We start from the raw sequence: 22,544 nt of genomic DNA, 5'->3' as shown, positions 1-22,544 counted from the left end.
AAGCTACCTACGGGGTGGGTGCGTCTGCTCGCAGCAAGCCCGCTGACTTCAGGTCTGACCAGAGAGCTGACGGGACCTCTGCTCGCGCCAGCGTTGCGTTCGTGTGGACCTCGTCTGCGTTGCGGCAACCTACTGCGATGCCTGCGACGGCCGGGTGCGCCAACGGGAACGCCAGCGCCGCCGCCGGAAGCGTGGTGCCGTGGGACTCGCAGACGTCCGCCAGCTTGTTGGCCTTGTCGACCAGTGACTGTGCGGCCGGCTCGTAGTTGAACGTCGCCCCGGCAGCCGGCCGGGGCTGGGACAGCAGACCGGAGTTGAAGATGCCGACGGCAACCACCTGGACGTCGTTCTCGACACACGCCGGCAGTACGTCGTCCAGCCCGTCCGGGTCGATCAGTGAGTACCGCCCGGCCAGCATGATCACGTCGATGTCGATCTCCCGGACGAACCGGGTCAGCATCGCGGACTGGTTCATCCCGGAGCCGATCGCCCCGATCACGCCCTGCTCGCGGAGCTCGATCAACGTCGGGAACGCGGTCGCGACCGCCTCCTCGTAGTGGTCGTCCGGGTCGTGCACGAACACCACGTCCAGCCGGTCGGTCCCGATCCGCCGCAGCGAGTCCTCGATGCTCTGCAGGACGCCGTCCCGGGAGAAGTCCCACCGCCGGCGTCGCGTCGTACTGACGTCGAACCCCTCGTCGTCCGGCGCCGCGCTGTCCGACGAGTAGATGATCCGCCCGACCTTGCTCGACAGCACGTACTCGTCCCGCGGCTTGCCGTGCAGGGCGCGACCGAGCCGTTCCTCGGCGAGCCCGAGCCCGTAGTGCGGGGCGGTGTCGAAATACCGCCAGCCTTCGTCCCAGGCGGCGTTCACCGCGGCGACGGCGTCGGCCTCGTGGACCTCACCGAGCAGATTGCCCAGCGGGGCGCTGCCCAGCCCGACGCGCTGACCTTCCGGAAAGAGCCTCATGACTTCACCGCCGGGAGCCGCAGGTTCTGCATGCCGCCGTCGACGGCGAGCGCCGTACCGGTTGTCGACCCCGACAGCGGACTGGCGAGGTACGCGATCGCGGTCGCCACCTCGTCCGCCGACACCAGCCGGCCCATCGGCTGCCGCGCCTCGAGCGCCGCGCGCTCCGCGGCCGGGTCCGCCGCGACGTCGAGCAACCGCCCGACCCACGGCGTGTCCGCCGTACCGGGGTTCACGCAGTTCACCCGGATGCCCTCGCGGACGTGGTCCGCGGCCATCGCCATCGTCAGTGCCAGTACGGCGCCCTTGCTGGCCGAGTACAGCGCCCGGTTCGGCAGGCCGGCGGTCGCGGCGATCGAGCAGGTGTTGACGATCGCGGCCGCGGACGACTTCCGCAGGTGCGGCAGCGCGGCCCGGGAGACGCGGGCGATGCCGACCACGTTCACGTCCAGGACGCGGTGCCATTCGGCGTCGTCGTTCGCGCTCACGTCGCCCTGGGCACCGATGCCGGCGTTGTTCACGAGTACGTCGATGCCGCCCAGTTGCAGCGCCGCCGCGGCGACCGCGTCCCGGATCGAGCCGTCGTCGGTGACGTCGGCCGCGATGCCGGTCAGCGGCGCGTCCACGTCCGGCTTCAGGTCGAACACGACCACCTGGGCACCCCGGGATGCCAGCAGTTGAGCCGCCGCGAGCCCGATCCCGGATGCGCCTCCGGTGACAACAGCCCGCAGACCGTCGAAGTCGCTCACTTGTTCTCCTTCGTCAGATCGGTCCAGATCTTGCCACCCGGGTACCGGAAGTCGGTCAGCGTCTCGGCATCCATCTCCGCGCCGAACCCGGGCCGTACCGGTGCCACGTAGTGCCCGTCCCGGATCACCACCGGGTCCAGGAAGTGCTCGTGCAGGTGGTCGACGTACTCGATCACCCGGTCGTCCACCGATCCGCTCACCGCGACGTAGTCGAACATCGACAGGTGCTGGACCAGCTCACACAGTCCTACCCCACCCGCGTGCGGACACACCGGTACGCCGAACTTGGCCGCCAGCAGCAGGTTCGCGATGTTCTCGTTGACGCCCGCGACCCGGGCCGAGTCGATCTGCAGGAAGGACAGCGCCTCCGCCTGGAGGAGCTGCTTGAACACCACCCGGTTCTGCACGTGCTCGCCGGTGGCGACCCGGATCGGCGCGATCGCGCGGGCGATCGCGGCGTGCCCGAGGATGTCGTCCGGGCTGGTCGGTTCCTCCACCCACCAGACGTCGTACGGCGCCAGCGCCTCGATCCAGCGGATCGCCTCCGGGACGTCCCAGCGCTGGTTGGCGTCGATCGCGATCCGGATGTCCGGGCCGACCGCCTCGCGGGCCAGTCGCATCCGGCGGACGTCGTCGTCCAGGTTCGCGCCGACCTTGAGCTTGATCTGCGTGAACCCCGCGGCGACCGCCTCGTGGCACAGCCGGACCAGCTTCGCGTCGTCGTACCCGAGCCAGCCAGGGGTCGTTGTGTACGCCGGGTAACCGCGGTCGCGCAGTACCGCCTCGCGCTCGGCCCGTCCCGGCTCGGCCGCGCGCAGGATCCGCAGCGCCTCCTCCGGGGTCAGCGCGTCGGTCAGGTACCGGAAGTCGACCAGGTCGACGATCTGCTCCGGCGTGAGATCCGCGAGCAGCTTCCAGAGCGGTACGCCGGCGCGCTTGGCGGCCAGGTCCCACACCGCGTTCACGACCGCGCCGATCGCCATGTGCATGACGCCCTTCTCCGGGCCCAGCCAGCGCAGCTGCGAGTCGTGCACAAGCGACTTCCAGAACCCGCCGAGGTCACTCAGCGTGGCCTCCAGGTCGAGCCCGACGACGTGCTCGCGGAGCGCCTCGATGGCCGTGGTCTGGATGTCGTTGCCGCGGCCGATCGTGAACGCGAACCCGTGCCCCTCCAGCCCGTCCCCGGCGTCGGTCCGGAGGATGACGTACGCCGCGGAGTAGTCCGGGTCGGTGTTCATCGCGTCGGACCCGTCCAGGTCCAGGGACGTGGGGAAGCGGACGTCGTACGTCTCGAACTCGGTGAATCGTGCCATGCGGGAGCCGTTCTACGCGGGCGGGTGTCGACCAGATCCTATAGGATATGTGGCAGGTTTGGGCAGTCAGGCGCCTGTCGTCGCTCCGGCGGACGCCCGCGGGCGCCCGGGCGTACCCTGAAATTGCCGGACGTCGCGACTCGGTCGCCGTCGACCTGGGGCGGTACTGGATTCCATCGGTCTGCGGGATCGAGGTGGGGGAGTGTCCGGCGACGAACAGGTGCCGTTCGCCGACGCGTTGCGCTCGGTGCAGTCGCTGCTGCTGTCCGGTCCCGATCTGGAGGACCTGCTCGCGAAGGTCGCCGACGTCGCGGCGAAGATCGTCGAGCCGCCGGCGTCGTGCGGGATCACCACACGGTACGACGGCGAGCCGGTGACCCTGGTGGCCAGCGATCCGCGGGCGGCCCTGATCGACGAGCGGCAGTACAGCCTCCGTGAGGGGCCGTGCCTGGACGCGCTGGACAGTGGTGCCGCGGTCGAGGTCCCGGACCAGGAGCGCGACCGGCGATGGAGCCGGTACGGCGTCGCGGCGCAGGAACTGGGAGTGAAGGCGTCGCTGGCGCTCCCGTTGGTGGTCGACGGGAGCACGATCGGCGTGCTGAACCTCTACGGCTACGACCGTCCGGACACCTTCAGCGAGGCCGATCGGGAGCGCGCGGTGGCCTATGCCGACCAGGCGGCGCGAACGCTCGCGCTGGCCGCGCGGTCGGTGCGGCAGTCCCAGCTCGGCGCGGAGCTCGAGCAGGCGCTGGCGTCGCGGTCGGTGATCGACCAGGCGCTGGGCGTGCTGATGGGGCAGCAGCGGTGCGACGCCCGGACCGCGTTCGAACTGTTGCGCCGGCACTCGCAGAACAACAATCGCAAGTTGCGCGACGTCGCCGCGGACCTGGTCGCGAAACTGACCGGACAGCCGGCGGTCGACAGCCGGGCCTTCGAGTCCGGACTCGAGCGCCCGCCGGGGAGTGGTGACGCCGGCGCATGACCCTCCACACGCCTGCCCTGGCGTCCGACGGTGCACCATCGGACGCCAGGGCCGGCGACACCCGTTCGCGGGGAGGCGACCCGGCCCGCCGTTCTGGCCGCACACCTCCGGGCGACGATGTCGCCGGATCCTCGTCAGCGGTCTTGGCCGGCACCTCCTGTCCGGTCGTGCGACAGCCGGCTGCTCGCCAGCTCACACACCACGTCTTGATGACCCGTTCTGGCGTCCGCGAGGCAGGACCACCTCCACGTCCGGGCCCGTGCACCGCCGATCGGATGCAGGACGGTCTCGAAGACCGGCGCTTCGCGGGCAGGCAGGTACAGCCCCAGCCAGATGGTGATGACCGGCGCGCGACCTCCGGCGAGGTCGACGAGGTCGCTCGCGATCACGACGTACTCGGGCCGCGCCGACAGGGCGCGCCACGTCGTGCGATTGATCCGGTGCCCGTGCCGATCGACGTAACCGATCCTGGCCGGCGAGGTCATCGCCGTTCCTACCGGGCCTCAGCTCCCGAATCTCGTTGCTCGGCGCAACCATTCGACGCCGGTCGCGGACTGCTGAGACGGGTTGTGTACCGGGAGTTTCATCAGCTTCCCCTGTGTTCGCTACACAGTTGGCCCCTGGACACGGGCCGCAGGCTGTTCTCCCAACCCGCAGCCACCATAGACAGCAATCACCTTCCTGACAAGGTTTGTCCGGTCTACGGAGTCTGGCGCGGCGCCCGCGCCGCCCGCCCCGTACAGTCTGTTGGGTGGCAGACGACGGCACCCTGCGGCTGGGCAAGCGGGCGTTCGGGCCGGGGGAGTTCGCGGTGATGGCGATCGTGAACCGGACCCCGGACTCGTTCTTCGACGGCGGCGCGACGTTCGCCACCCAGGCGGCGCTGACCGCCATCGACCAGGCGGTCGCCGACGGCGCGGACCTGGTCGACATCGGCGGTGTCAAGGCCGGGTACGGCGAACCCGTCGACGAGGCCGAGGAACTGCGCCGGACCGTCGACTTCGTGGCCACGGTCCGCGACCGGCACCCGGAGCTGCTGATCAGCGTCGACACCTACCGCAGCGGCGTCGCCCGCCGGGTCGGCGCCGCCGGGGCGAACCTGATCAACGACACCTGGTCCGGTCACGACCCCGAGCTCGCCGGCGCCGCCGCCGAGGTCGGCGCGGGCCTGGTCTGCAGCCACGTCGGCGGCCTGAAGCCGCGCACCGACCCGCACCGGATGGCGTACGACGACGTGGTCGCGGACGTGATCCGGACGACCACCGCGCTGGCCCGGAAGGCGATCGCGGCCGGTGTGCGCCCGGACGGGATCGTCATCGACCCGACCCACGACTTCGGCAAGAACACCCTGCACTCGCTCGAGGTGACGCGCCGGGTCGACGAGCTGGCGGCGACCGGCTGGCCGGTGCTGGTGGCGATGTCGAACAAGGACTTCCTCGGCGAGACTCTCGACCTGCCGTCCGGCCGGCGCGGCCCGGCGACCCTCGCCGCGGTCAGTGTCGCGGCCTGGCTCGGCGCGCGGGTGTTCCGGGTCCACGACGTCGCCGGCGTCCGGCAGGCGCTCGACCTGATCGCCGTACTGCGGCAGACCGCGACCCCGGCGTACACCCGAAGGAGCCTGGTGTGATTCGAGATCGTGCGGCCGGCCCGGAGCTGACCGAGGACGAGCTGATCGCCGCGTACGCGGTGGCCGATCGGTCGGTGCCGCGGCTCCGGGCGAACTTCGTCACCAGCCTGGACGGCGCGGTGACGGTGAACGGCCTGTCCGGAGGCCTGTCCAGCAAGGACGACCAGAACATGCTCGGCCGGCTCCGGATGCTCGCGGACGCCGTCCTGGTCGGCGCCGGCACGCTGCGCGCCGAGGGGTACGGCGGTCTGCGGCTCGGGGCGAAACGCCGCGCCTGGCGGGTCGAACACGGCTTGCCGGAGAACCCGACGCTCACCGCGGTCTCGGCCCGGCTCGACCTGCCCGCGGACAGCCCGATGTTCACGGACGCGCCGACGCGGGCCATCGTGATCACCTGTGCGGCGTCGCCGGCCGGACAGCGGGAGGCCCTCGCCGAGGTCGCCGACGTACTGGTCTGCGGCGAGGAGGCTGTTGATCTGAGGGCGGCCGTGGAGGCGCTGGGGGAGCGGGGGCTGAAACAGATCCTGTGTGAGGGCGGCCCGCACCTGCTGGGTTCGCTCACCGACGCCGACCTGGTCGACGAGCTGTGCCTGACGGTCTCACCCCTCCTCGCCGGTCCCGGCGCGCGCCGGATCACCGACGGCCTCGGCTCCACCGACGCCCGCCAGCTCCCGCTCCTCCACATCCTCTCCACCGACGACAACTTCCTCTTCCTCCGCCACGGCCGGGACACGCACCCAGACGCACCGCCCGCTGCCGCGGCGGAGGCGGGCCAGGCTTCGTCCGCGGGAGGGGCGGACTGATGGCAGTCGTTGCGGCGGCGGTTTGTCCGCATCCGCCGATCATCGTGCCGGAGCTTGCCTCGGGGGCCGCGCCGGAGCTCGAGCCGTTACGCGCCGCCTGCCGGACCGCGCTCGACGCGTTGTCGTCGGCGACCAGCATCGTCGTCGTCGGCTCCGGCCCTGCGTCAGCGACGTACGCCGCGGACGCGGGCGGTTCGTTCGGCCCGTACGGCGCGCCCGACGTACGCATCGGCTCCGGCCCGCGCGTCCTGCCGCTGTCGCTGACCGTCGGCGGCTGGCTGCTCGAGCAGTCCAAGTCCGCCGAGCTGCCCCGCAGCTACCTCGCGGTCCCGACCGGCGAAACCCCCGGGCGCTGCCTGGAAATCGGCCACGAGCTTGCTGCAGGCAACGAACGGATCGGCCTGCTGGTGATGGGCGACGGCTCCGCCCGACGCAGCGATCACGCCCCTGTCCACCTGCATCCCCGCGCCGAGATCTTCGACACCACGGTCGCGAAGGCCTTCCAGGACGTGGATCTCGACGTACTCGCCGCCCTCGACCCAGACCTGGCGGCGGTCCTCCAGGCGGCCGGCCGCGCCCCCTGGCAGGTCCTCGCCGGTGCACTCGCCGGTACGACGCTCGACGCCGACCTGCTGTACGACGCAGCGCCGTACGGCGTCGGCTACTTCGTCGCGTCCTTCACTTAGAATTCCAGTTGCTCCAGACCCCATTTCGCCCCGGCGGCGACCTGCGACGTCGCCGAGGTGACGGCGTACCTGCGGCGGTGGACGGAGTCGCTGATACTGGCGGGGTGACTGAGGAACGGACGGGGTATCGGCGGTCGGCGAAGTCGCCGCGGGGTGAGGCGCGGCGGCGGGAACTGCTCGACAAGGTCGCGGACGACCTCGGGACGAACGGGCTGGTCGACTTCTCGCTGCGGCGCGCGGCGCGGGCGGCCGGTACGACGCACAAGGTGCTGCTGTACCACTTCGACGGCGCGGAAGACCTGCTGACGCAGGCGGTCCTGCAGTTGCGCGAACGCCGGATCACGCGCGCGGTGTCGGCGGCGGCCGAGCGGGGCGGGTCGCTGGCCGAGCGGGTGCGGTCGATGTGGCCGACGCTGATCGGTGAGGAGTCGTGGGTGTTGGACCAGGCGATCGGGCTGGCGATGTACGACGCCGCGCGGTACGCCGACCTGGCTCGGTCGGCGTCGCGGCAGTACCTGCCGACGTTGCTGGCGTTGTGCCCGGACGACTGGGCGGAGGAGCGGCGTACGGAGGTGGCCGAGCTGATTCTCGGGACGTTGCGGGGGTTCTTGATCGAGTGGCGGACGAGTGGGGACGCCGCCGGTATCGAGGCCGGGTTCGCGGCGCTGACCCGGGCGTTGGAGCGCGAGGAGCAGGCTCCGGGTCTGCCCTAGACAACTTTGCGAACCACGTGGTTCACTTCCGCTATGCGCGAGAAGGTGAGCTTCACGAGTGCCGGCGTTGCGTGTGCGGCCTGGCACTACCCGGGGACCAACGGCGGATGCGTGGTGATGACCGGCGGCTTCGCAGTGACGAAGGAGCCGGGGACGGATCGGTTCGCGGAGCAGTTCGCCGCCGCCGGATTCAGCGTGCTGGCGTTCGACCACCGCAACTTCGGCGAGAGCGCGGGAGCGCCGCGGCAGGTGGCGCAGGTGCGGGACCAGTTGGAGGACTGGCGGGCGGCGATCGCGTACGCGAAGACGCTGCCCGGGGTGGAACGGGTGGCGATCTGGGCGTTCTCGCTGCCCGGCGGATACATCGTGCAGCTGGCCTCGGAGGACCTCGGCCTGTCGGCGGCGATCGCCCAGTCCGCCAACGTCGACGGCCCGACTGTCACCCGCCATGCGTCCCGCTACCAGTCTCCCGGCAGCGCGCTACGGCTGATCGGACGAGCGTTGCTGGACGTGGCAGGCGGGTGGCTGGGTCGCCCGCCCCGCCTGGTCGATCTCGCCGGTCCAACCGGGACGGTCGCGCTCCTCAACACACCCGATGCGCAGCTCGGCAGCGAGATCCTCAGCCCCGGCAACCGCTACCCCGACTGGCAACAGTCCGTCGCCGCCCGCTCGGTCCTCCCCGCGGTGTTCTACCGGCCCGCGAAGTACGCTCCGCACGCCCGCTGCCCGATCCTGTACGTCGTCTGCCAGGACGACAAGTCAGCCCTGGCAGCTCCGACACTCAAAGCAGCCGCCACCACCTCGAAGGCCCAGGTCCTCCAGGTCCCCGGCAACCACTACGCCCCCTTCACCACCGCCCACGAACAGGTGGTGGAGACGGAGTTGTCCTTCCTGAGCAGGCATTTGGTGGTTAGTCGGACTCCACAGGCACGGTAGGCCAGCGGTCGGCTGTGCTGGCCAGGTCTTGGCGGTCGGCAGCCGTGAGCTGGTGGATCAGTTCGGTGCGGGCCGCTTGTACTGCGGCTACTGCTTCAGCCGAGCTGGGGTGAGGGCCGGACCAGTTGCAGGCGGCGTCCCCGGCGTACCACTGGCCGGTGGCGGAGCGGCGTACGTGGGAGGTGGCCAGGCGGGCCGCGGGGAGGGGGACGCCGGCGAGTTGTACGACGGCGTCGACGGCGACGACGTCCGCGGACAGGTCCAGTAGCGGCTGGAGTTCGACAGCGTCCGTGTGGACGAACTCGTAGCCGGCCGGTGCTCGTTCGGTCAGCCAGGTGAAGGCGTCCGTGGCTACGGCTGCCAGCTCGGCGGACAGCTCCGGGTCCAGCGTTTGGACGCCGCACACCCGCGGATCGGTCGGACGGAGCGCCGCCTGGCAGCGGCGGACCAGCATCTCCTCGGGGAGCGTCTGGCGGCGTCCGACGATCCGCGACAGGCCGACGATGTCGAAGTTCAGCTCGTCGGGGGTCCGCTTCCGGCCGGGCTCGAACGCGGCGCCGGGCGCCGTACCGCGGGTCGTCCACGGGCCGACATGCCACCGGGTGAGAGCCGTCATACGGCCGACCCTACAAGCGCGATCACGCCGGCCGGACAGGCGCCGGTACGCCGAACGTCTTCGCGAGGTCGTCCAGGATCGACCACGCCCCCTGCAGGCCGACCGCGGTCATCCAGGTGAGGTCCGGTACGTCGTGCACCTTCGGAGCCAGCGGCTTCCAGAGCGGGTTCGCCTCGAACTGGGCGGCCGTCTTCGCGCTCAGCCCCTTCTCGTCGGCGTACGTCGTGACGAAGATCGCGTCCGCGTCGGCGTCCTTGATCCGCTCCGGGCTGATCTCCAGCGCGAAGCCGGCGACGTCCTGCGACTTCGGGCGCTTCAGGCCGGCGTCCTTCAGCACGATCCCGGAGTAGCTCGCGTTCTGGTACAGCCGGGTCGGCCCGTCGACGAACCGGACCACCGAGATCGTCGGGTTGTGCGCCTTCGCGTTGATCGCGTCCCCGGTCGTCTTCGCGGCCTTCTCGTACGCCGAGATCTCCCGCTCCGCGAGGTCCTCCTTGCCGAGCGCCTTGGCCTCCAGCCGGATGTTGTCCTTCCAGGTCGCGCCGGTGGTCTCGGACATGATCGTCGGCGCGATCGCGGACAGCTGGTCGTAGAGCTTCTCGTGCCGGACCTTCGCGGTGATGACCAGGTCCGGGTCGAGCGCGGCGATCTTCTCCAGGTTCGGCTCGGCGAGCGTGCCGACCGACTCGGCCTCGGAGCCGTACGTCTTCCGGTCGTCGCCGAGGTAGTCCGGGAGTTGCCCGTTGATGGTGCGGTAGTCGGTGTACCCGACGACCGGGGTGTCGAGGATCAGCGTCGCGTCCACGTAGCTGGTGTCGAGCGCGACGACCCGCTGCGGCCGGCTCTTGATCTCGGTCTTGCCCATCGCGTGCTCGACGGTCCGCGGGAAACCCTCGCCGGCCGCACCGGCGGCGGCCGGGTCGTCGCCGGATCCGGACGAGCCGCAGGCGGTCAGCGTGAGGGCGGCAGCGCTGACCGAGACGGCGAGCAGGGCGGTGATGCGGGGCAGGCGCACGGGTGTCTCCAGATCGGCACGAGCGGCGGGTTAAGGTGGCTCTCCACCTCACAAGTAAGGCAACCCTAACCATATGCCCCCGCCCTCCGCACCCCTACCCGTGTCTGCCGTCCCACCGCCGCGTCCAGTCGTCCGGCGGGGTGCTGCTTTGGGTGTCCTCGTGGTGTTGTTGTTGCTCGCGTTCACCGCGAGCCTCGCGTTCGGATCGCGCTGGTTGGGGCCGGGTGCCTTGTGGCACGCGCTGACCGCGAACAACGGGTCCGACCCGGACGTCATCGTCCGCAGTCTGCGCTTTCCCCGCACGGTCGTCGCCGTACTGATCGGCCTGTGCCTGGGGATCGCCGGCACGCTGATGCAGGGCCACACCCGGAACGCCCTGGCCGAGCCCGGCATCTTCGGCGTGAGCTCGGGCGCCGCGTTCGCGGTCGTACTCGGACTGCAACTCGGCCTGGTCGACTCGGTCGGCGCCACCGTCTGGGTCGCGCTCATCGGCTCGCTGATCGCCACCTTCGCCGTACAGCAGCTGGCCTCGAGAGGTAGCGGCGCATCACCGATCGGCCTGGCGCTGACGGGCGCGGCCGTGGCGGCGATGCTCGGTGCGCTGACGTCCGCGATCGTCCTGCTCGACGCGAACACGCTGGACAGCTACCGCTTCTGGGCCGTCGGCTCGGTCGCCGGACGCGGCCTGGACGTCGCAGGGCAGGTCCTGCCGTTCGCGGTGATCGGGTCGTTCCTGGCCGCGGTCAACGCCCGCGATCTCGATCTGCTCGCCCTGGGCGACGACGTCGCGGCCGGACTCGGACTGTCGGTACGCCGAGCACGCCTGGTCGGACTCGCCGCGATCGGCCTGTTGACCGCGGCCGGCGTCGCGGCGTGCGGGCCGATCGGGTTCCTCGGATTGCTGGCCGGCCACGTCGCGCGGCGGATCTTCGGCGCTCGCAACACCTGGCTGATCCCCGCCGCGGGCGTGATCGGCGCGACCACGCTGGTACTGGCGGATCTCGTCGGCCGGCTCGTCGGCGGTGCCGGTGAGGTCCAGGCAGGCGTGGTCCTCGGCATCGTCGGCGCTCCCGTGTTCGTCCTCGTCGTACGCCGCCGGGCGGTGGCGTTGTGAGGTCGCGGACCGTGATGTTGAGTGTGTTGTTCGCGGCCCTGGCGGTGGTGGTCGCGGTGGTGTCGTTGAGTGTCGGTACGACGAAGATCCCGGTCGCGGACGTGGTCGACGTACTGCTCGGCGGCGGCCGGCGCGGGACCCGGCTCGTCGTGCTGGAGCTGCGGTTGCCGCGGGTCGCGACCGGCCTCCTGGTGGGGATCGCGTTCGCCGTGTCGGGTGCGTTGCTCCAGACGTTGTCGCGCAACGCGCTGGCCAGTCCGGACATCGTCGGCGTGAACTCGGGCGCGTCCGCCGGTGCGGTCGCGGTGATCGTGCTCGCGGGGACGGGCGGCGGCAACATCTCGGGGGTCGCCGCCAAGGTCGGGATCCCGCTGGCGGCCGTGCTCGGCGGGCTGGTCGCGACGTTGGTCGTGGGCGCGTTGTCGATCCAGCGCGGTGTGGTCGACGCGGGCAAGGTGGTGCTGATCGGCGTCGGCATCGCCGCCGCGGCGAACTCGCTGGTGGCCTGGCTGCTGGTGATCGGCGACGTCAACGACGCGGGCCGGGCGGCCGCCTGGCTGGCAGGCTCGCTCAACTCGAGGGCGTGGAGCGACGCGATCCCGGTGCTGCTCGCGGTGGTCCTGTTGTTGCCGGTGGCAATGCTATTCAACCGGGACCTGTCCGCGTTGGTCCTCGGCGACGACGTCGCCTCCTCGCTCGGCGTCCGGGTGGCGCGCGTCCGGCTGGCTCTGTTGGTGATCGCGACCGTGCTGGCCGCGATGGCGACCGCGGGCGCCGGTCCGATCGCCTTCGTCGCGCTGGTGGCGCCGCAGGTCGCGCAGCGGCTTACCCGGATGGAGCGGCCGCCCTTGCTGACCACTGCGACACTCGGAGCGCTGTTCGTCGTCCTGGCGGACCTGCTGGCGCGGAACGGGTTGCAATGGGCGCAGGTCGGCCCGTACGAGTTACCTGTTGGTGTGGTCACGGCCGCGTGTGGAGCGCCGTACCTGCTTCATCTCATCGGCCGTCAGCAGAAGGGGCGCTAATGCACGTCGAGAACCTGACCCTGGCGTACGACGCTGCGCCGGTGGTGGACGGCCTGACGTTGGACGTGCCGACCGGTCAGCTGACTGCCGTGGTCGGGCCGAACGGCTCCGGCAAGTCCACGCTGCTCCGGGGGATGAGCAGGCTGCTCCCACCCCGCAGCGGACAGGTGCTGCTGGACGGCAAGGACATCCACCAGTTGCCGGCCCGCGAGCTGGCCAGAAAGCTAGGCGTGCTGCCACAGGGGCCTGTGACTCCAGAGGGCATCACTGCGGCCGAGCTGGTGTCCAGAGGCCGGCACCCGCACCGGGGGCTGTTCGGACGGCTCACGGCTGAGGACGACGCCGCCATCGAGGAGGCCCTGGCGGCGGTTGAGTTGACGGAGCTCCGTGCACGTCCCGTGGACCAGCTGTCCGGTGGGCAACGCCAGCGCGTGTGGATCGCGATGGTGCTCGCCCAAGGTACGCAACACCTCCTGCTCGACGAGCCCACGACGTACCTGGACCTTGCACACGCGGTGGACGTCATGAATGTCGTACACGTGGCAGCCACGACGGGGCGGACCGTTGTCGCCGTGCTGCACGACCTGACGCTGGCAGCGCAGTACGCCGACCACCTGGTCGTGATGGGTGACGGACGGATCGCCGCGGAGGGAAGGCCGGCCGACGTACTCACGGCTGCCCTGTTGGAGGAGGTGTTCGGCCTGAGAGCCACCGTGGTACAGGTAGGCGGCGCCCCGGTGGTGGTGCCTGATCGCCTGCACCACCTGCCCGGGTCGGGTTGATTGGTCTATACAGGCTGGCTCGAAAGGATTGTCGGGTCCGGCGCGGCCACGGAGGCTTGGCGGCATGCGCTGGACACGAGTAGTGGTGGCGGTTGGACTGATGGTGACGATGACCGGCTTGGCGCCATTGGCGCACGCCGCCGGCGCGGCACCGGGCATGTGGACCGAGACGTCGTACAACTCGGTCTTCAAGGACAGCGGGCGGTCACCGGAGGCGGGCGACGAGATCCGGCTGGACACTGCGAAGAACGACTACGAGGCGGCGCAGATCGTGCTGCGCGGACCGGCCGCGTTCACCGTGAACAGCGTGGACTTCAGCGCGCTGCAGGGGACCGGTGACGCGATCGCGGCGAGCGAGATCAGCTACAACCCGGTCGGGTACGAGTACCTGGACCGCAACTCGTACAACGGCTGGGAGCCGGACAACTTCGTCGTACCGACGATCCGGACCGCGCCGGGCGACTTCCCGGACCGGTTGCTGAACCAGACGAGCATCGACGTACCGGCGAACCAGACGCAGTCGATCTGGGTCCGGGTGCACGTGCCGGCGACCGCGAAGGGCGGCATCTACACCGGCCGCGCGACCGTCCGGACGACGAACGGGAACCTGACCGTGCCGATCCGGGTGAACGCCCGGAACGTGGTGATCCCGCCGGCCGACCAGAGCGAGTTCACCAACGTGATGTGGACGAACTTCCTCGGCCTGACCTCGTGGGACATGGGCCAGGGCGACACCGTCAAGCTGTTCTACGGGCACGACCGGTACTCGCCGGAGTGGTGGCAGCTGATCGACAACTGGGCCGACACGATGAAGCGGTACCGGCAGAACGACCTGCAGCTGCCGCTGGTCAACCTGCTCACCGACGGCGGCAGCAAGGTCGATGCCGCGGGCAACTACACGTTCAACTTCAGCCGCTTCGACCAGGTCGTGCAGCGGTTCCTGGACAAGGGTGTGGTGAACCGGCTGGAGGGCTTCACCGGCGCCGGTCCGCAGAACCCGGACCACAACCCGCAGTACCCGCGGTACCTCCAGGAGGTGACGCCGAAGGAGACCGGCCGGCAGCTCCCGGACTTCGTGTACTGGGACTCGCCGGAGGCGGACAACTGGTACAAGCAGTTCTATCCGGCGCTTCGTCAGCACGTGGCGGAGAAGGGCTGGTCGAACATGTTCTGGATGCACGTGGGCGACGAGCCGGGGGCCGGCGGCGACCCGGGCTGGTTCGGTGTCGCGAGCAAGCTGAGGCAGTACTGGCCGGACGTGAAGATCGGTGACGCGGTCGTGAACGACCTGGCCCCGAGGGTCGCGCACGCGGAGGACATCGTGATCCCGAACCTGTTCACGTACACCGCGAACCCGAAGCCGTTCGACGACGAGCGCAAGGCCGGCAAGCCGCTGTGGTTCTACAACTGCAACATCCCGGCCGGAAACCATCTCAACAGGTTCATCGACCAGCCGGAGTGGGACCAGCGGCAGACCATGTGGCTCGCGTACGGCAAGGGCGCGACCGGGTACCTGCACTGGGCGTACGGCAACTGGCAGTTCAAGATGAGCGACCAGACCGTCAAGGGCGACGGGTACATCGTCCGCCCGGACACGGTGCACAACACGGTCGAGGCCTCACCGCGGTACGAGTCCCTGCGGGACGGCATGGAGGACTGGGAGGTCCTCAACCACCTCGGCAAGACCAACCCGGGGTTGGCGCACGACCTGGCGACCGCCGTGGTGCAGGCGAGCGACAAGTACTCGCCTGACGTGAGCTACATGCAGCGGATCCGCGCTCTTGCACTGGACGCCTCGGCAGGGCTGCCTGTTACCGGCCTCAAGTACACCAAGACCACCATTTCGAACGGCGTACAGATCGACCTGGGGCGTCAGGCGCAGGTCGACGGCGTAAAGCTGCACTGGGGCTCCGCGTGGGCCAGCAAGTACCACGTGCAGATCTCGTACGACGGTACGAAGTGGGCGGAGGCGGCGAACCGGACCGACGACCCCGCTGACGATCTGGCCAAGCCGGGTGGCGATGACTTCCTGGGTATCAATGCGAAAACGCGCTACATCCGGATCACCGTGGACGGCACAGCGCCGTACGACCTGCAAGGGCTCGATGTAGTGGGGCACAGCCTGCTGCAGCAGAACCTTGCGGGTGGGAAGACGTACACGAAGAGCATCGCACCGTCGACACGGTTCCCTGACGCCGGTAACGAGGCGACCGACGGGGTGTTAGGGGACAACTGGGGCGACGGCAAGCAGTTCGGGTACGAGTTGGCCAACGTCGGTGACAGCGTGCACCCGGCGGTCACCATCGACCTCGGCTGGGCGCAAACGGTCGGCACGGTACGCGTGCACGCCTACGAGGAGTACCCGGACTACCGGCCCGACCAGATCACGGTCGCGACCAGCACCGACGGTACGAACTTCACCAACCGCGGGCAGGTCAGTTCGGTGAACGGGGCCTCACGGATCTGGTACGACATCGGCTTCGCTCCGTCGAAGGCCCGGTGGGTGCGGCTGACCTTCGACAAGACGATGCACAACAAGTACCAGACCGGCGTGTTCATCGACGAGATCGAGGCGTACGGCGCCGGGCATGCGGGCGACGTCGTACCCGGCGCCACGGCGTACCAGTGGAACGACGCGGGTGGTGCCGGCCACGAGGTGATCTTCGCCCCGACCGCGGCCGGCACCTTGGGGCGCTGGGACTGGAGTGGTGCGGCAGGGCTGAAGCGCAACGATCTCGGCGGAGGCCCTGTCGCCGGTAAGAGCACCGGCTACGCCTGGGAGAACCAGCAGCACGCAGTGGCCCGAAGTACGACGGGCACGCTGCTGCACTGGTGGTGGATCGAGGGCGAGTCAGCAGCGCACTACGCGGACTGGGGAGGTGACGCGGCCGGTGACCCGGCCGCAGTGGTCTGGTCCGGGCAGCAGCACATCTTCGCGCGTTCCTCGAGCGGGGGCCTCACCCACTGGTGGTGGGACCCCGCGGACGGCCGGTTACGCCTCGACAGCTGGGAAGGTGCGCCAGGGCCCATCGTCGGTACGCCGTCCACGTACGTGTGGGACAACCAGCTGCACGTGGTCGCTCGTGGCGCGGACAACCACCTGTATCACTGGTGGTGGCAGCTGGGTGACTTCGAGCCGCATTTCGCGGACTGGGGCGGTGAGGCGTACTCCGACCCCACCACGTTCGTCTGGAACGGGCAGCAGCACGTCTACACCCAAGCCGCGGACGGGCAGCTCTACCACTGGTACTGGGACGCCGGTGACGGGCTGCACCAAGTCGAATGGGGAGGTGCTCCGGCGAAGTTCGTCGGGGCACCATCTGCGTTCAAAACCGGGACACAGCAGCACGTGGTCGCTCGTGGCCCCGGAAACACGCTCTACCACTGGTGGTGGGACCAGGGCACCAGCAAGGTGACGTGGGAGGACCTCGGCGGGCAGGTGTACGCCGATCCGGTGGCGTTCGCGTTCGCTGACCAGCATCAGTATTTCGCCCAGAGCGGAACCGGAACGCTGTACCACTGGTGGTGGACGCCGCAGGACGGCTGGCACCAGAACGACTGGGGCGGTTCGGTGCAGGTTCCCGCCTGAAAACTGTCGGTGCCGCCGGGGAACATCTCGATCATGACTCGACTCGTTGCCCAGGCGTCACCGACCGGTAATTTTCTGGTCGGTTGTCCAGCCCCTGGCCCGGAGCTAGGTTCGCTGACGTGACCTCGCCCGGTGGTTTCCCGGCGACGACTCCGATCGGCTCCCGGGCCGAGGCGGAGGGCTACGTCGCGATGGTCTGTTTCAAGCACGGTCCACCTCGGCTGTACGGCGTCGAGCTCGAGTGGACCGTGCATCACGCGGAAGACCCGCACCGGCCGCTCGACGCCGGACAACTGAGCAAGGCCCTGGGCGAACACGCCCCCGCGACCCTGGTCCGCGGCAGCCCGCAGCTGCCGTTGCGCCGGGGCGCTCTGGTCACCGTCGAGCCCGGTGGCCAGGTGGAGATCTCCGGTCCCGCGACCGACTCGATCCCACGGCTGATCGACGACACCGCCGCCGACGCCGCCGAGCTCACCTCCCTGCTGCTGGACGCCGGCCTGATGCCCGGCGACCACGGCCTGGACCCGTTCCGGGCTCCCCGGCGGATCCTCACCGTCCCGCGGTACGCCGCGATGGAGCACGCCTTCCAGCGGCTCGGACCGCACGGCCCGCGGATGATGTGCAGTACCGCCGGCCTGCAGATCTGCCTCGACGCCGGTGAGTCGGACCAGACCGCTCTGCGCTGGCGAGCCCTGCACGATCTCGGTCCCGCGCTGGTCGCACTGTTCGCGAACTCCCGCCGCCGGGCCGGCTCCGACACCGGCTGGGCGTCCGCCCGAACGCAGGCCACCTTCGGGACCTGTGCCCCGTTCACCGAGCCGCCGCCGCTCGACGGCGACCCGGCGGCCGCCTGGGCCCGGACCGCGATGGAGGCGCCGGTGCTGTGTCTGCGGCGTGGCGACACGTGGGACGCACCGACCGGGCTCACGTTCGGCGCCTGGGCGGACGGCCAGTTGCCCGGCGACAGACCGACGTACGACGATCTCGACTACCACCTGTCCACGTTGTTCCCGCCGGTCCGGCCGCGCGGGTATCTCGAGGTGCGCTACCTCGACGCGCAGCCGGGCGACGGGTGGATCGCCCCGACCCTGCTGCTCACCGCACTGATGTCCGCGCCGCTCGACCAGGTCCTGGCCGCGGCCGAGCCGGCCGCGGGCCGCTGGTTCCCGGCGGCCCGCGAGGGCTTGCGAGACACGTTGGTACTGCGTGCCGCCCGAGACGTGGTGGCACTCGGCACCGCGGTCCTGGACCGGACCGGTGCGGATCCCGAACTCACCGCTGCCGTCGCGACCCGGCTGCAGCGCATCGTCGACACCACCCGAGGAAGGCGAGCTTCATGAGTCACCAACTGTCCAACCTGTCTGCGGAAGGCCTGCGGACCTTCGTCGGAGAGCAACTCGAGCGCTCGCGGGCGCGGACGGTGCAGCTGACCGACGCGGTCGACACCGACGACCTGGTCAAGCAGCACTCGAAGCTGATGTCACCGCTCGTCTGGGACTATGCCCACGTCGGCAACCAGGAGGAGCTCTGGCTGGTCCGCGACGTCGGCGGCCGGGAGCCGCTGCGACAGGACATCGACGAGCTGTACGACGCGTTCCAGCACCCGCGGGCGGACCGTCCTTCCCTGCCGCTGCTCGGTCCGGCGGAGACGCGTGTCTACGTGAACGAAGTACGGGACAAGGTGCTCGACGTCCTGGATCATGTGAAGTTCGACGGCGGGCGTGAACTCGTGGACAACGCGTTCGCGTTCGGGATGATCGCACAGCACGAGCAGCAGCACGACGAGACCATGCTCGCGACGCATCAGCTGCGCGCCGGTGCACCGGTGCTGGACGCGCCCCCGCCTCCGGCCGGACGGGCGTTGCCGTCGGCGGAGGTGTTCGTGCCGGGCGGGGTGTTCGAGATGGGTACGTCGATCGAGCCGTGGGCGTTGGACAACGAGCGACCGGCCCATGCCGTCCACGTCAAGCCCTACGTGATCGACACGGTGCCGGTGACGAACGCGGACTATCTGCGGTTCGTGCTCGGCGGCGGGTACTCGGATCCGCAGTGGTGGTCGGAGGCCGGTTGGGCGCATGTGCGGAAGGCGTCGCTGGTGGCACCGCGGTTCTGGTCGCACGAGGACGGGGAGTGGTGGCGGCTGCGGTTCGGGCATTTGGAGCGACTGCCGCTGGACGAGCCGGTGATGCACGTCTGCTTCTACGAGGCGGAGGCGTACGCGAAGTGGGCCGGCAAGCGGCTGCCGACCGAGGAGGAGTGGGAGTTCGCGGCCCGGTTCGATCCGGCGTCCGGGCGGACGCGGCGGTTCCCGTGGGGTGACGAGTCGCCCGGCCCGCAGCACGCGAACCTCGGCCAGCGGCATCTCTCGCCCGCACCGGTGGGCGCGTATCCGGCCGGGGCGTCGCCGCTCGGGGTCGAGCAGTTGATCGGCGACCTGTGGGAGTGGACGTCGAGCGACTTCCGTCCGTACCCCGGGTTCCGCGCGTGGCCGTACGACGAGTACTCGCTGGTGTTCTTCGGACCGGACTACAAGATCCTCCGCGGCGGCTCGTTCGGTACCGACGAGGTCGTCGCCCGCGGCACGTTCCGCAACTGGGACTACCCGATCCGCCGGCAGATCTTCGCCGGCTTCCGCTGCGCCCGCGACCCCCGCCCCGAAGAACTCTGATGTGCCGCCACCTGGCCTACCTGGGCCCACCTGTCACGCTCGCGTCCCTTGTCCTGGAACCGCGGCATTCGCTGTACGAACAAAGCTGGGCGCCGTCGGACATGCGCGGCGGCGGCTCGGTCAACGCCGACGGCTTCGGGCTCGGCTGGTATCCCGAGGGGGACGCGGCCGTGTCCGGCGGACCCGTGCGCTACCGGCGGGACGTGCCGATCTGGACCGACGAGAACCTCCCCGAGCTGGCCGGGGCGATCCGGTCCGGCGCCGTCCTCGCCGCCGTGCGCAACGGCACGGTCGGCATGCCGTACGGACAGCCGGCCGTCGCGCCGTTCGCGTCCGGCCACTGGCTGTTCAGCCACAACGGGCGGATCGCCGGCTGGCCGGACACGACGCTCAAGCTGGCCGAGCAGTTGCCGGTCGCCGACCTCCTGGGCCTCGACGCGCCGACCGACTCCGTCTTCCTCTGGGCCCTGATCACCCGGCGCCTCGGCGACGGCGAGCCGCCGGCCGACGCGGTCGCGGCCGTCGTCCGCGAGGTGGAGGCCGTCGCGCCGGGCTCGCGGCTCAACTTCCTGCTCACGGACGGGGAGCAGGTGATCGCGACGACCTGGACGCACTCGCTCCACGTCCGCCGTACCACCGACTCCGTCACCGTCGCCTCCGAACCGTTCGGGGACGGCGCCTGGCACGCAGTACCCGATCGTTCCCTGCTCGTGGCCACCGCCACGACCGTGCAGGTCACCCCGATGGAAGGACACCTGTGACCCTCATCGACGTACAGCTGACCCCGGACTACGCCGCGCGCGCCCTCCGCGACGACGTGCGGGCGGGGTTGTCGGCGACGCCGAAGTGGTTGCCGCCGAAGTGGTTCTACGACGCCCGGGGGAGTGAGCTGTTCGAGCAGATCACCCGTCTCCCGGAGTACTACCCGACGCGCGCCGAACGGGAGATCCTGCAGGCCCGCGCCGCGGAGATCGCGACGCTGACCAACGCGCACACGCTGGTCGAGCTCGGTTCGGGTTCGTCCGAGAAGACCCGGCTGTTGCTCGACGGACTCCGCGACCACGGCACGCTCACGAGTTTCGTGCCGTTGGACGTCTCCGAGACCGCACTGCGCGAGGCGTCCGACGCGATCAACGCCGACTACCCGGCCCTCGACGTCCACGGCGTGGTCGGCGACTTCACCGCGCATCTCGACAAGCTGCCGGGTGACCCGCCGCGGCTGGTCGCGTTCCTCGGCGGCACGATCGGCAACCTGATCCCCTCCGAACGCGAGACGTTCTACCGTTCGGTCCGCGACGTCCTCGAGCCGGGCGAGTGGCTGCTGCTCGGAACGGATCTGGTGAAGGACCCGGCGACCCTGGTCGCGGCGTACGACGACGCGGCCGGTGTGACGGCCGAGTTCGACAAGAACGTCCTGCGGGTGATCAACCGGCAGCTCGGCGCGGACTTCGACGTCGACGCGTTCGAGCACGTGGCGATCTGGGACGCGGACAACGAGTGGATCGAGATGCACCTGCGCGCCACCCGCGCGATGCAGGTGCTGATCCCGGAGATCCACCTTGAGGTGACCTTCGCGGCCGGCGAGGAGATCAGTACGGAGATCTCCGCCAAGTTCCACCGCGCCGGCGTCGAGGCCGAACTCGACAAAGCGGGCTTCACCCCGGCCGCATGGTGGACCGACGGTGAAGCCCGCTTCGCACTGTCACTCTGGGAAGCTGTGTAGCTAGCTTCCCTGCTTGATCAACCCGTTGATCTTGTCGACGTAGCTCGGGAGGTCGGTAATCGGCTTCTTGCCGCTCAGGATGGGCTGGTAGTTGGCCGTGGTCAGGTCACCGACCTGGCTCGCCCACTGGGTGGTGAACCGGACACCGACCGTCTTCTCCGCCGCCAGGTCCGCCTTGACCGTGTCGACGACCGTCGGCTGCTGCGCCTTCGTCAGCGCGTCGAAGTAGCTCGCCTGTGCGGGCGTGTACGCCGGCGGCGCGACCGGCGAGGCCGGCAGTACGGCGTCCCACACCTTGGTGTTGATGTACTCGAGCACCTTGAACGTCGCGTCCTGGTCCTTCGTGTACTGCGGCGTGCAGATCCCGACCGAGTCGTACAGCGTGGTCGGCGTGTTCACCTGCGGGAACGGCGCGAACCCGTACTTGATCTTCGGCTTGTCGGTCTGGAACCCGGCCGCCAGCCACTGCCCGCCGAACGTCATCGGCACCTTCCCGGCGGAGAACAGCGACTGCACGTTCGACGCGTCGTACCCGGGAGGCGCGACCGAACCGTTCTTGATCGCGGCGGCCAGCTTCTGCACGCCCTCGGTGTACTTGCCGTCGGCCTCGGCCTTCGTCGGGTGGTTCACGTTGTCGGTGAACGGCGCGCCGCCGGCGGAGACGGAGTACATGCTCATCGTGAACGGACCGTCCGCGCTCGTCAGCTGGTCGGCGACCAGACCGTACTTCGCTCCGTTCTTACCCGCGAGCTTCGCGGCGTCGGCGTACATCTCGTCCCACGTCCAGCCGGCCTTCGGCAGCGGCAGGCCCGCGGCGGTGAACGCGTCGGCGTTGTACCAGACGCCGTACGTGTTCATCAGCGACGGCAGACCGCCCATCTGGCCGTCCGCGGTCTTCCAGTTGTCCATCGCGGACGGCACGAACTTGTCGGACTTGAAGTCGCCGTCGCCGTTCTTGAGCTTGTCCGCCCAGTCGACCAGCAGGCCCTGGGACGTGTACTGCTGCTCGGTGTCGTTGCCGCACCAGAACAGGTCCGGCAGCTTCTTCGCCTGGGTCAGCGACGCCAGCTTGTCGCCGTACGCACCGCTCGGCGAATCCAGGAGCTGGACCTTGATGTTGTCGTCCTTGAAGCCTTCCAGCGCCTTCTTGATCGCGGCGTTGGTGTCGGCAGACTCCCACGTCATCACGGTCACGGTGACCGGCCCGTTGCTCGAGCCGCCCGAGCCCGACCC

The 22,544-nt window shown here is 70.0% G+C and carries 21 protein-coding genes; 14 read left to right on the top strand and 7 right to left on the bottom strand.

Going from position 1 to position 22,544, the window contains the following annotated elements:
• Positions 1 to 7: 7 nt before the first annotated feature.
• Genes AB0M51_RS40490 through AB0M51_RS40480 form a run of 3 tightly spaced genes read right to left on the bottom strand, consistent with a single transcriptional unit; the run spans position 8 to position 3,032 of the window.
• Positions 8 to 970 carry an aldo/keto reductase gene (locus AB0M51_RS40490; RefSeq protein WP_344191341.1) on the bottom strand — a complete coding sequence of 321 codons (963 nt, stop codon included), beginning with the start codon at positions 968 to 970 and terminating at the stop codon, positions 8 to 10.
• Positions 967 to 1,719 carry an SDR family oxidoreductase gene (locus AB0M51_RS40485; protein ID WP_363754046.1) on the bottom strand — a complete coding sequence of 251 codons (753 nt, stop codon included), beginning with the start codon at positions 1,717 to 1,719 and terminating at the stop codon, positions 967 to 969. The genes AB0M51_RS40490 and AB0M51_RS40485 overlap by 4 nt, the downstream gene beginning before the upstream one ends.
• Complete coding sequence (locus tag AB0M51_RS40480) at positions 1,716 to 3,032, bottom strand: L-fuconate dehydratase (protein ID WP_344191337.1); 1,317 nt, start codon at positions 3,030 to 3,032, stop codon at positions 1,716 to 1,718. The genes AB0M51_RS40485 and AB0M51_RS40480 overlap by 4 nt, the downstream gene beginning before the upstream one ends.
• Positions 3,033 to 3,234: 202 nt before the next feature.
• On the opposite strand from AB0M51_RS40480, the gene AB0M51_RS40475 reads away from it, so the two are divergent.
• On the top strand, positions 3,235 to 4,014 hold the full coding sequence (locus AB0M51_RS40475) for a GAF and ANTAR domain-containing protein (protein ID WP_363754042.1): 780 nt from the start codon (positions 3,235 to 3,237) through the stop codon (positions 4,012 to 4,014).
• A 134-nt stretch (positions 4,015 to 4,148) separates the two neighbouring features.
• Here the strand turns inward: AB0M51_RS40475 and AB0M51_RS40470 are convergent, their stop codons facing one another.
• Positions 4,149 to 4,499 carry a hypothetical protein gene (locus AB0M51_RS40470; RefSeq protein WP_344191333.1) on the bottom strand — a complete coding sequence of 117 codons (351 nt, stop codon included), beginning with the start codon at positions 4,497 to 4,499 and terminating at the stop codon, positions 4,149 to 4,151.
• Between the two features lie 266 nt (positions 4,500 to 4,765).
• On the opposite strand from AB0M51_RS40470, the gene folP reads away from it, so the two are divergent.
• The 5 genes from folP (at position 4,766) to AB0M51_RS40445 (ending at position 8,779) form a co-directional block, all read left to right on the top strand.
• A complete protein-coding gene (gene folP, locus AB0M51_RS40465; protein WP_344191331.1) occupies positions 4,766 to 5,641 on the top strand; it encodes a dihydropteroate synthase in 876 nt (291 codons plus the stop codon).
• The gene (locus tag AB0M51_RS40460; protein WP_363754037.1) at positions 5,638 to 6,444 is read left to right on the top strand and encodes a pyrimidine reductase family protein; all 807 of its coding nucleotides are present in this window, start codon (positions 5,638 to 5,640) and stop codon (positions 6,442 to 6,444) included. Before folP ends, AB0M51_RS40460 begins: the two co-directional genes overlap by 4 nt.
• Positions 6,444 to 7,130: a class III extradiol dioxygenase subunit B-like domain-containing protein gene (locus tag AB0M51_RS40455; protein WP_363754034.1), complete on the top strand. Its 687-nt coding sequence runs from the start codon at positions 6,444 to 6,446 to the stop codon at positions 7,128 to 7,130. Before AB0M51_RS40460 ends, AB0M51_RS40455 begins: the two co-directional genes overlap by 1 nt.
• A gap of 104 nt (positions 7,131 to 7,234) precedes the next feature.
• Positions 7,235 to 7,843, top strand: coding sequence for a hypothetical protein (locus AB0M51_RS40450; protein WP_344191323.1), 609 nt, complete (start codon positions 7,235 to 7,237; stop codon positions 7,841 to 7,843).
• 33 nt (positions 7,844 to 7,876) lie between these two features.
• Positions 7,877 to 8,779 carry an alpha/beta fold hydrolase gene (locus AB0M51_RS40445; RefSeq protein WP_363754030.1) on the top strand — a complete coding sequence of 301 codons (903 nt, stop codon included), beginning with the start codon at positions 7,877 to 7,879 and terminating at the stop codon, positions 8,777 to 8,779.
• On the opposite strand, the gene AB0M51_RS40440 is transcribed toward AB0M51_RS40445, so the two are convergent.
• Both AB0M51_RS40440 and AB0M51_RS40435 read right to left on the bottom strand, forming a co-directional pair.
• A complete protein-coding gene (locus tag AB0M51_RS40440; RefSeq protein WP_363754027.1) occupies positions 8,754 to 9,395 on the bottom strand; it encodes a hypothetical protein in 642 nt (213 codons plus the stop codon). The two genes, AB0M51_RS40445 and AB0M51_RS40440, sit on opposite strands and share 26 nt — an antisense overlap.
• Positions 9,396 to 9,417: 22 nt before the next feature.
• A complete protein-coding gene (locus AB0M51_RS40435) occupies positions 9,418 to 10,410 on the bottom strand; it encodes an iron-siderophore ABC transporter substrate-binding protein (RefSeq protein WP_363754024.1) in 993 nt (330 codons plus the stop codon).
• A 148-nt stretch (positions 10,411 to 10,558) separates the two neighbouring features.
• Between AB0M51_RS40435 and AB0M51_RS40430 the strand changes: the two genes are divergently transcribed.
• From AB0M51_RS40430 to egtD, 8 genes are all read left to right on the top strand, one after another.
• The gene (locus AB0M51_RS40430; protein ID WP_363754021.1) at positions 10,559 to 11,524 is read left to right on the top strand and encodes an iron ABC transporter permease; all 966 of its coding nucleotides are present in this window, start codon (positions 10,559 to 10,561) and stop codon (positions 11,522 to 11,524) included.
• A gap of 14 nt (positions 11,525 to 11,538) precedes the next feature.
• Positions 11,539 to 12,549, top strand: a complete 1,011-nt coding sequence (locus tag AB0M51_RS40425; protein ID WP_363754018.1) for an iron ABC transporter permease — start codon at positions 11,539 to 11,541, stop codon at positions 12,547 to 12,549.
• Positions 12,549 to 13,331, top strand: a complete 783-nt coding sequence (locus AB0M51_RS40420; protein ID WP_344191311.1) for an ABC transporter ATP-binding protein — start codon at positions 12,549 to 12,551, stop codon at positions 13,329 to 13,331. The genes AB0M51_RS40425 and AB0M51_RS40420 overlap by 1 nt, the downstream gene beginning before the upstream one ends.
• A gap of 85 nt (positions 13,332 to 13,416) precedes the next feature.
• Positions 13,417 to 16,920, top strand: a complete 3,504-nt coding sequence (locus AB0M51_RS40415; protein ID WP_344191309.1) for a glycoside hydrolase domain-containing protein — start codon at positions 13,417 to 13,419, stop codon at positions 16,918 to 16,920.
• Positions 16,921 to 17,039: 119 nt separating this feature from the next.
• Entirely contained in the window at positions 17,040 to 18,260 is a 1,221-nt protein-coding gene (locus AB0M51_RS40410) for a glutamate-cysteine ligase family protein (protein WP_363754013.1), read from the top strand.
• Positions 18,257 to 19,588 (top strand): ergothioneine biosynthesis protein EgtB, encoded by a 1,332-nt coding sequence (gene egtB, locus AB0M51_RS40405; RefSeq protein WP_344191305.1) that lies wholly within the window; start codon positions 18,257 to 18,259, stop codon positions 19,586 to 19,588. Before AB0M51_RS40410 ends, egtB begins: the two co-directional genes overlap by 4 nt.
• Positions 19,588 to 20,349 carry an ergothioneine biosynthesis protein EgtC gene (gene egtC / locus AB0M51_RS40400; protein ID WP_344191303.1) on the top strand — a complete coding sequence of 254 codons (762 nt, stop codon included), beginning with the start codon at positions 19,588 to 19,590 and terminating at the stop codon, positions 20,347 to 20,349. The genes egtB and egtC overlap by 1 nt, the downstream gene beginning before the upstream one ends.
• Positions 20,346 to 21,311, top strand: a complete 966-nt coding sequence (gene egtD / locus AB0M51_RS40395; RefSeq protein ID WP_344191301.1) for an L-histidine N(alpha)-methyltransferase — start codon at positions 20,346 to 20,348, stop codon at positions 21,309 to 21,311. The genes egtC and egtD overlap by 4 nt, the downstream gene beginning before the upstream one ends.
• On the opposite strand, the gene AB0M51_RS40390 is transcribed toward egtD, so the two are convergent.
• Positions 21,312 to 22,496: an extracellular solute-binding protein gene (locus AB0M51_RS40390; protein ID WP_344191299.1), complete on the bottom strand. Its 1,185-nt coding sequence runs from the start codon at positions 22,494 to 22,496 to the stop codon at positions 21,312 to 21,314. It abuts the gene before it with no gap.
• Positions 22,497 to 22,544 lie beyond the last annotated feature (48 nt).

Origin of the sequence: Kribbella sp. NPDC051137, from assembly GCF_040682535.1 — a bacterium.
Classification (GTDB): domain Bacteria; phylum Actinomycetota; class Actinomycetes; order Propionibacteriales; family Kribbellaceae; genus Kribbella; species Kribbella karoonensis.
This window is presented reverse-complemented; position numbering and strand designations above follow the sequence as displayed.

Bases quoted from the DNA above. Each gene is read 5' to 3' on its own strand.
- AB0M51_RS40445 (WP_363754030.1), top strand. From the start codon at position 7,877: ATGCGCGAGAAGGTGAGCTTCACGAGTGCCGGCGTTGCGTGTGCGGCC.
- egtC (WP_344191303.1), top strand. From the start codon at position 19,588: ATGTGCCGCCACCTGGCCTACCTGGGCCCACCTGTCACGCTCGCGTCC.
- AB0M51_RS40490 (WP_344191341.1), bottom strand. From the start codon at position 970: ATGAGGCTCTTTCCGGAAGGTCAGCGCGTCGGGCTGGGCAGCGCCCCG.
- AB0M51_RS40455 (WP_363754034.1), top strand. From the start codon at position 6,444: ATGGCAGTCGTTGCGGCGGCGGTTTGTCCGCATCCGCCGATCATCGTG.
- AB0M51_RS40420 (WP_344191311.1), top strand. From the start codon at position 12,549: ATGCACGTCGAGAACCTGACCCTGGCGTACGACGCTGCGCCGGTGGTG.
- AB0M51_RS40470 (WP_344191333.1), bottom strand. From the start codon at position 4,499: ATGACCTCGCCGGCCAGGATCGGTTACGTCGATCGGCACGGGCACCGG.
- AB0M51_RS40390 (WP_344191299.1), bottom strand. From the start codon at position 22,496: ATGACGTGGGAGTCTGCCGACACCAACGCCGCGATCAAGAAGGCGCTG.
- AB0M51_RS40425 (WP_363754018.1), top strand. From the start codon at position 11,539: ATGTTGAGTGTGTTGTTCGCGGCCCTGGCGGTGGTGGTCGCGGTGGTG.
- egtB (WP_344191305.1), top strand. From the start codon at position 18,257: ATGAGTCACCAACTGTCCAACCTGTCTGCGGAAGGCCTGCGGACCTTC.
- AB0M51_RS40480 (WP_344191337.1), bottom strand. From the start codon at position 3,032: ATGGCACGATTCACCGAGTTCGAGACGTACGACGTCCGCTTCCCCACG.
- AB0M51_RS40440 (WP_363754027.1), bottom strand. From the start codon at position 9,395: ATGACGGCTCTCACCCGGTGGCATGTCGGCCCGTGGACGACCCGCGGT.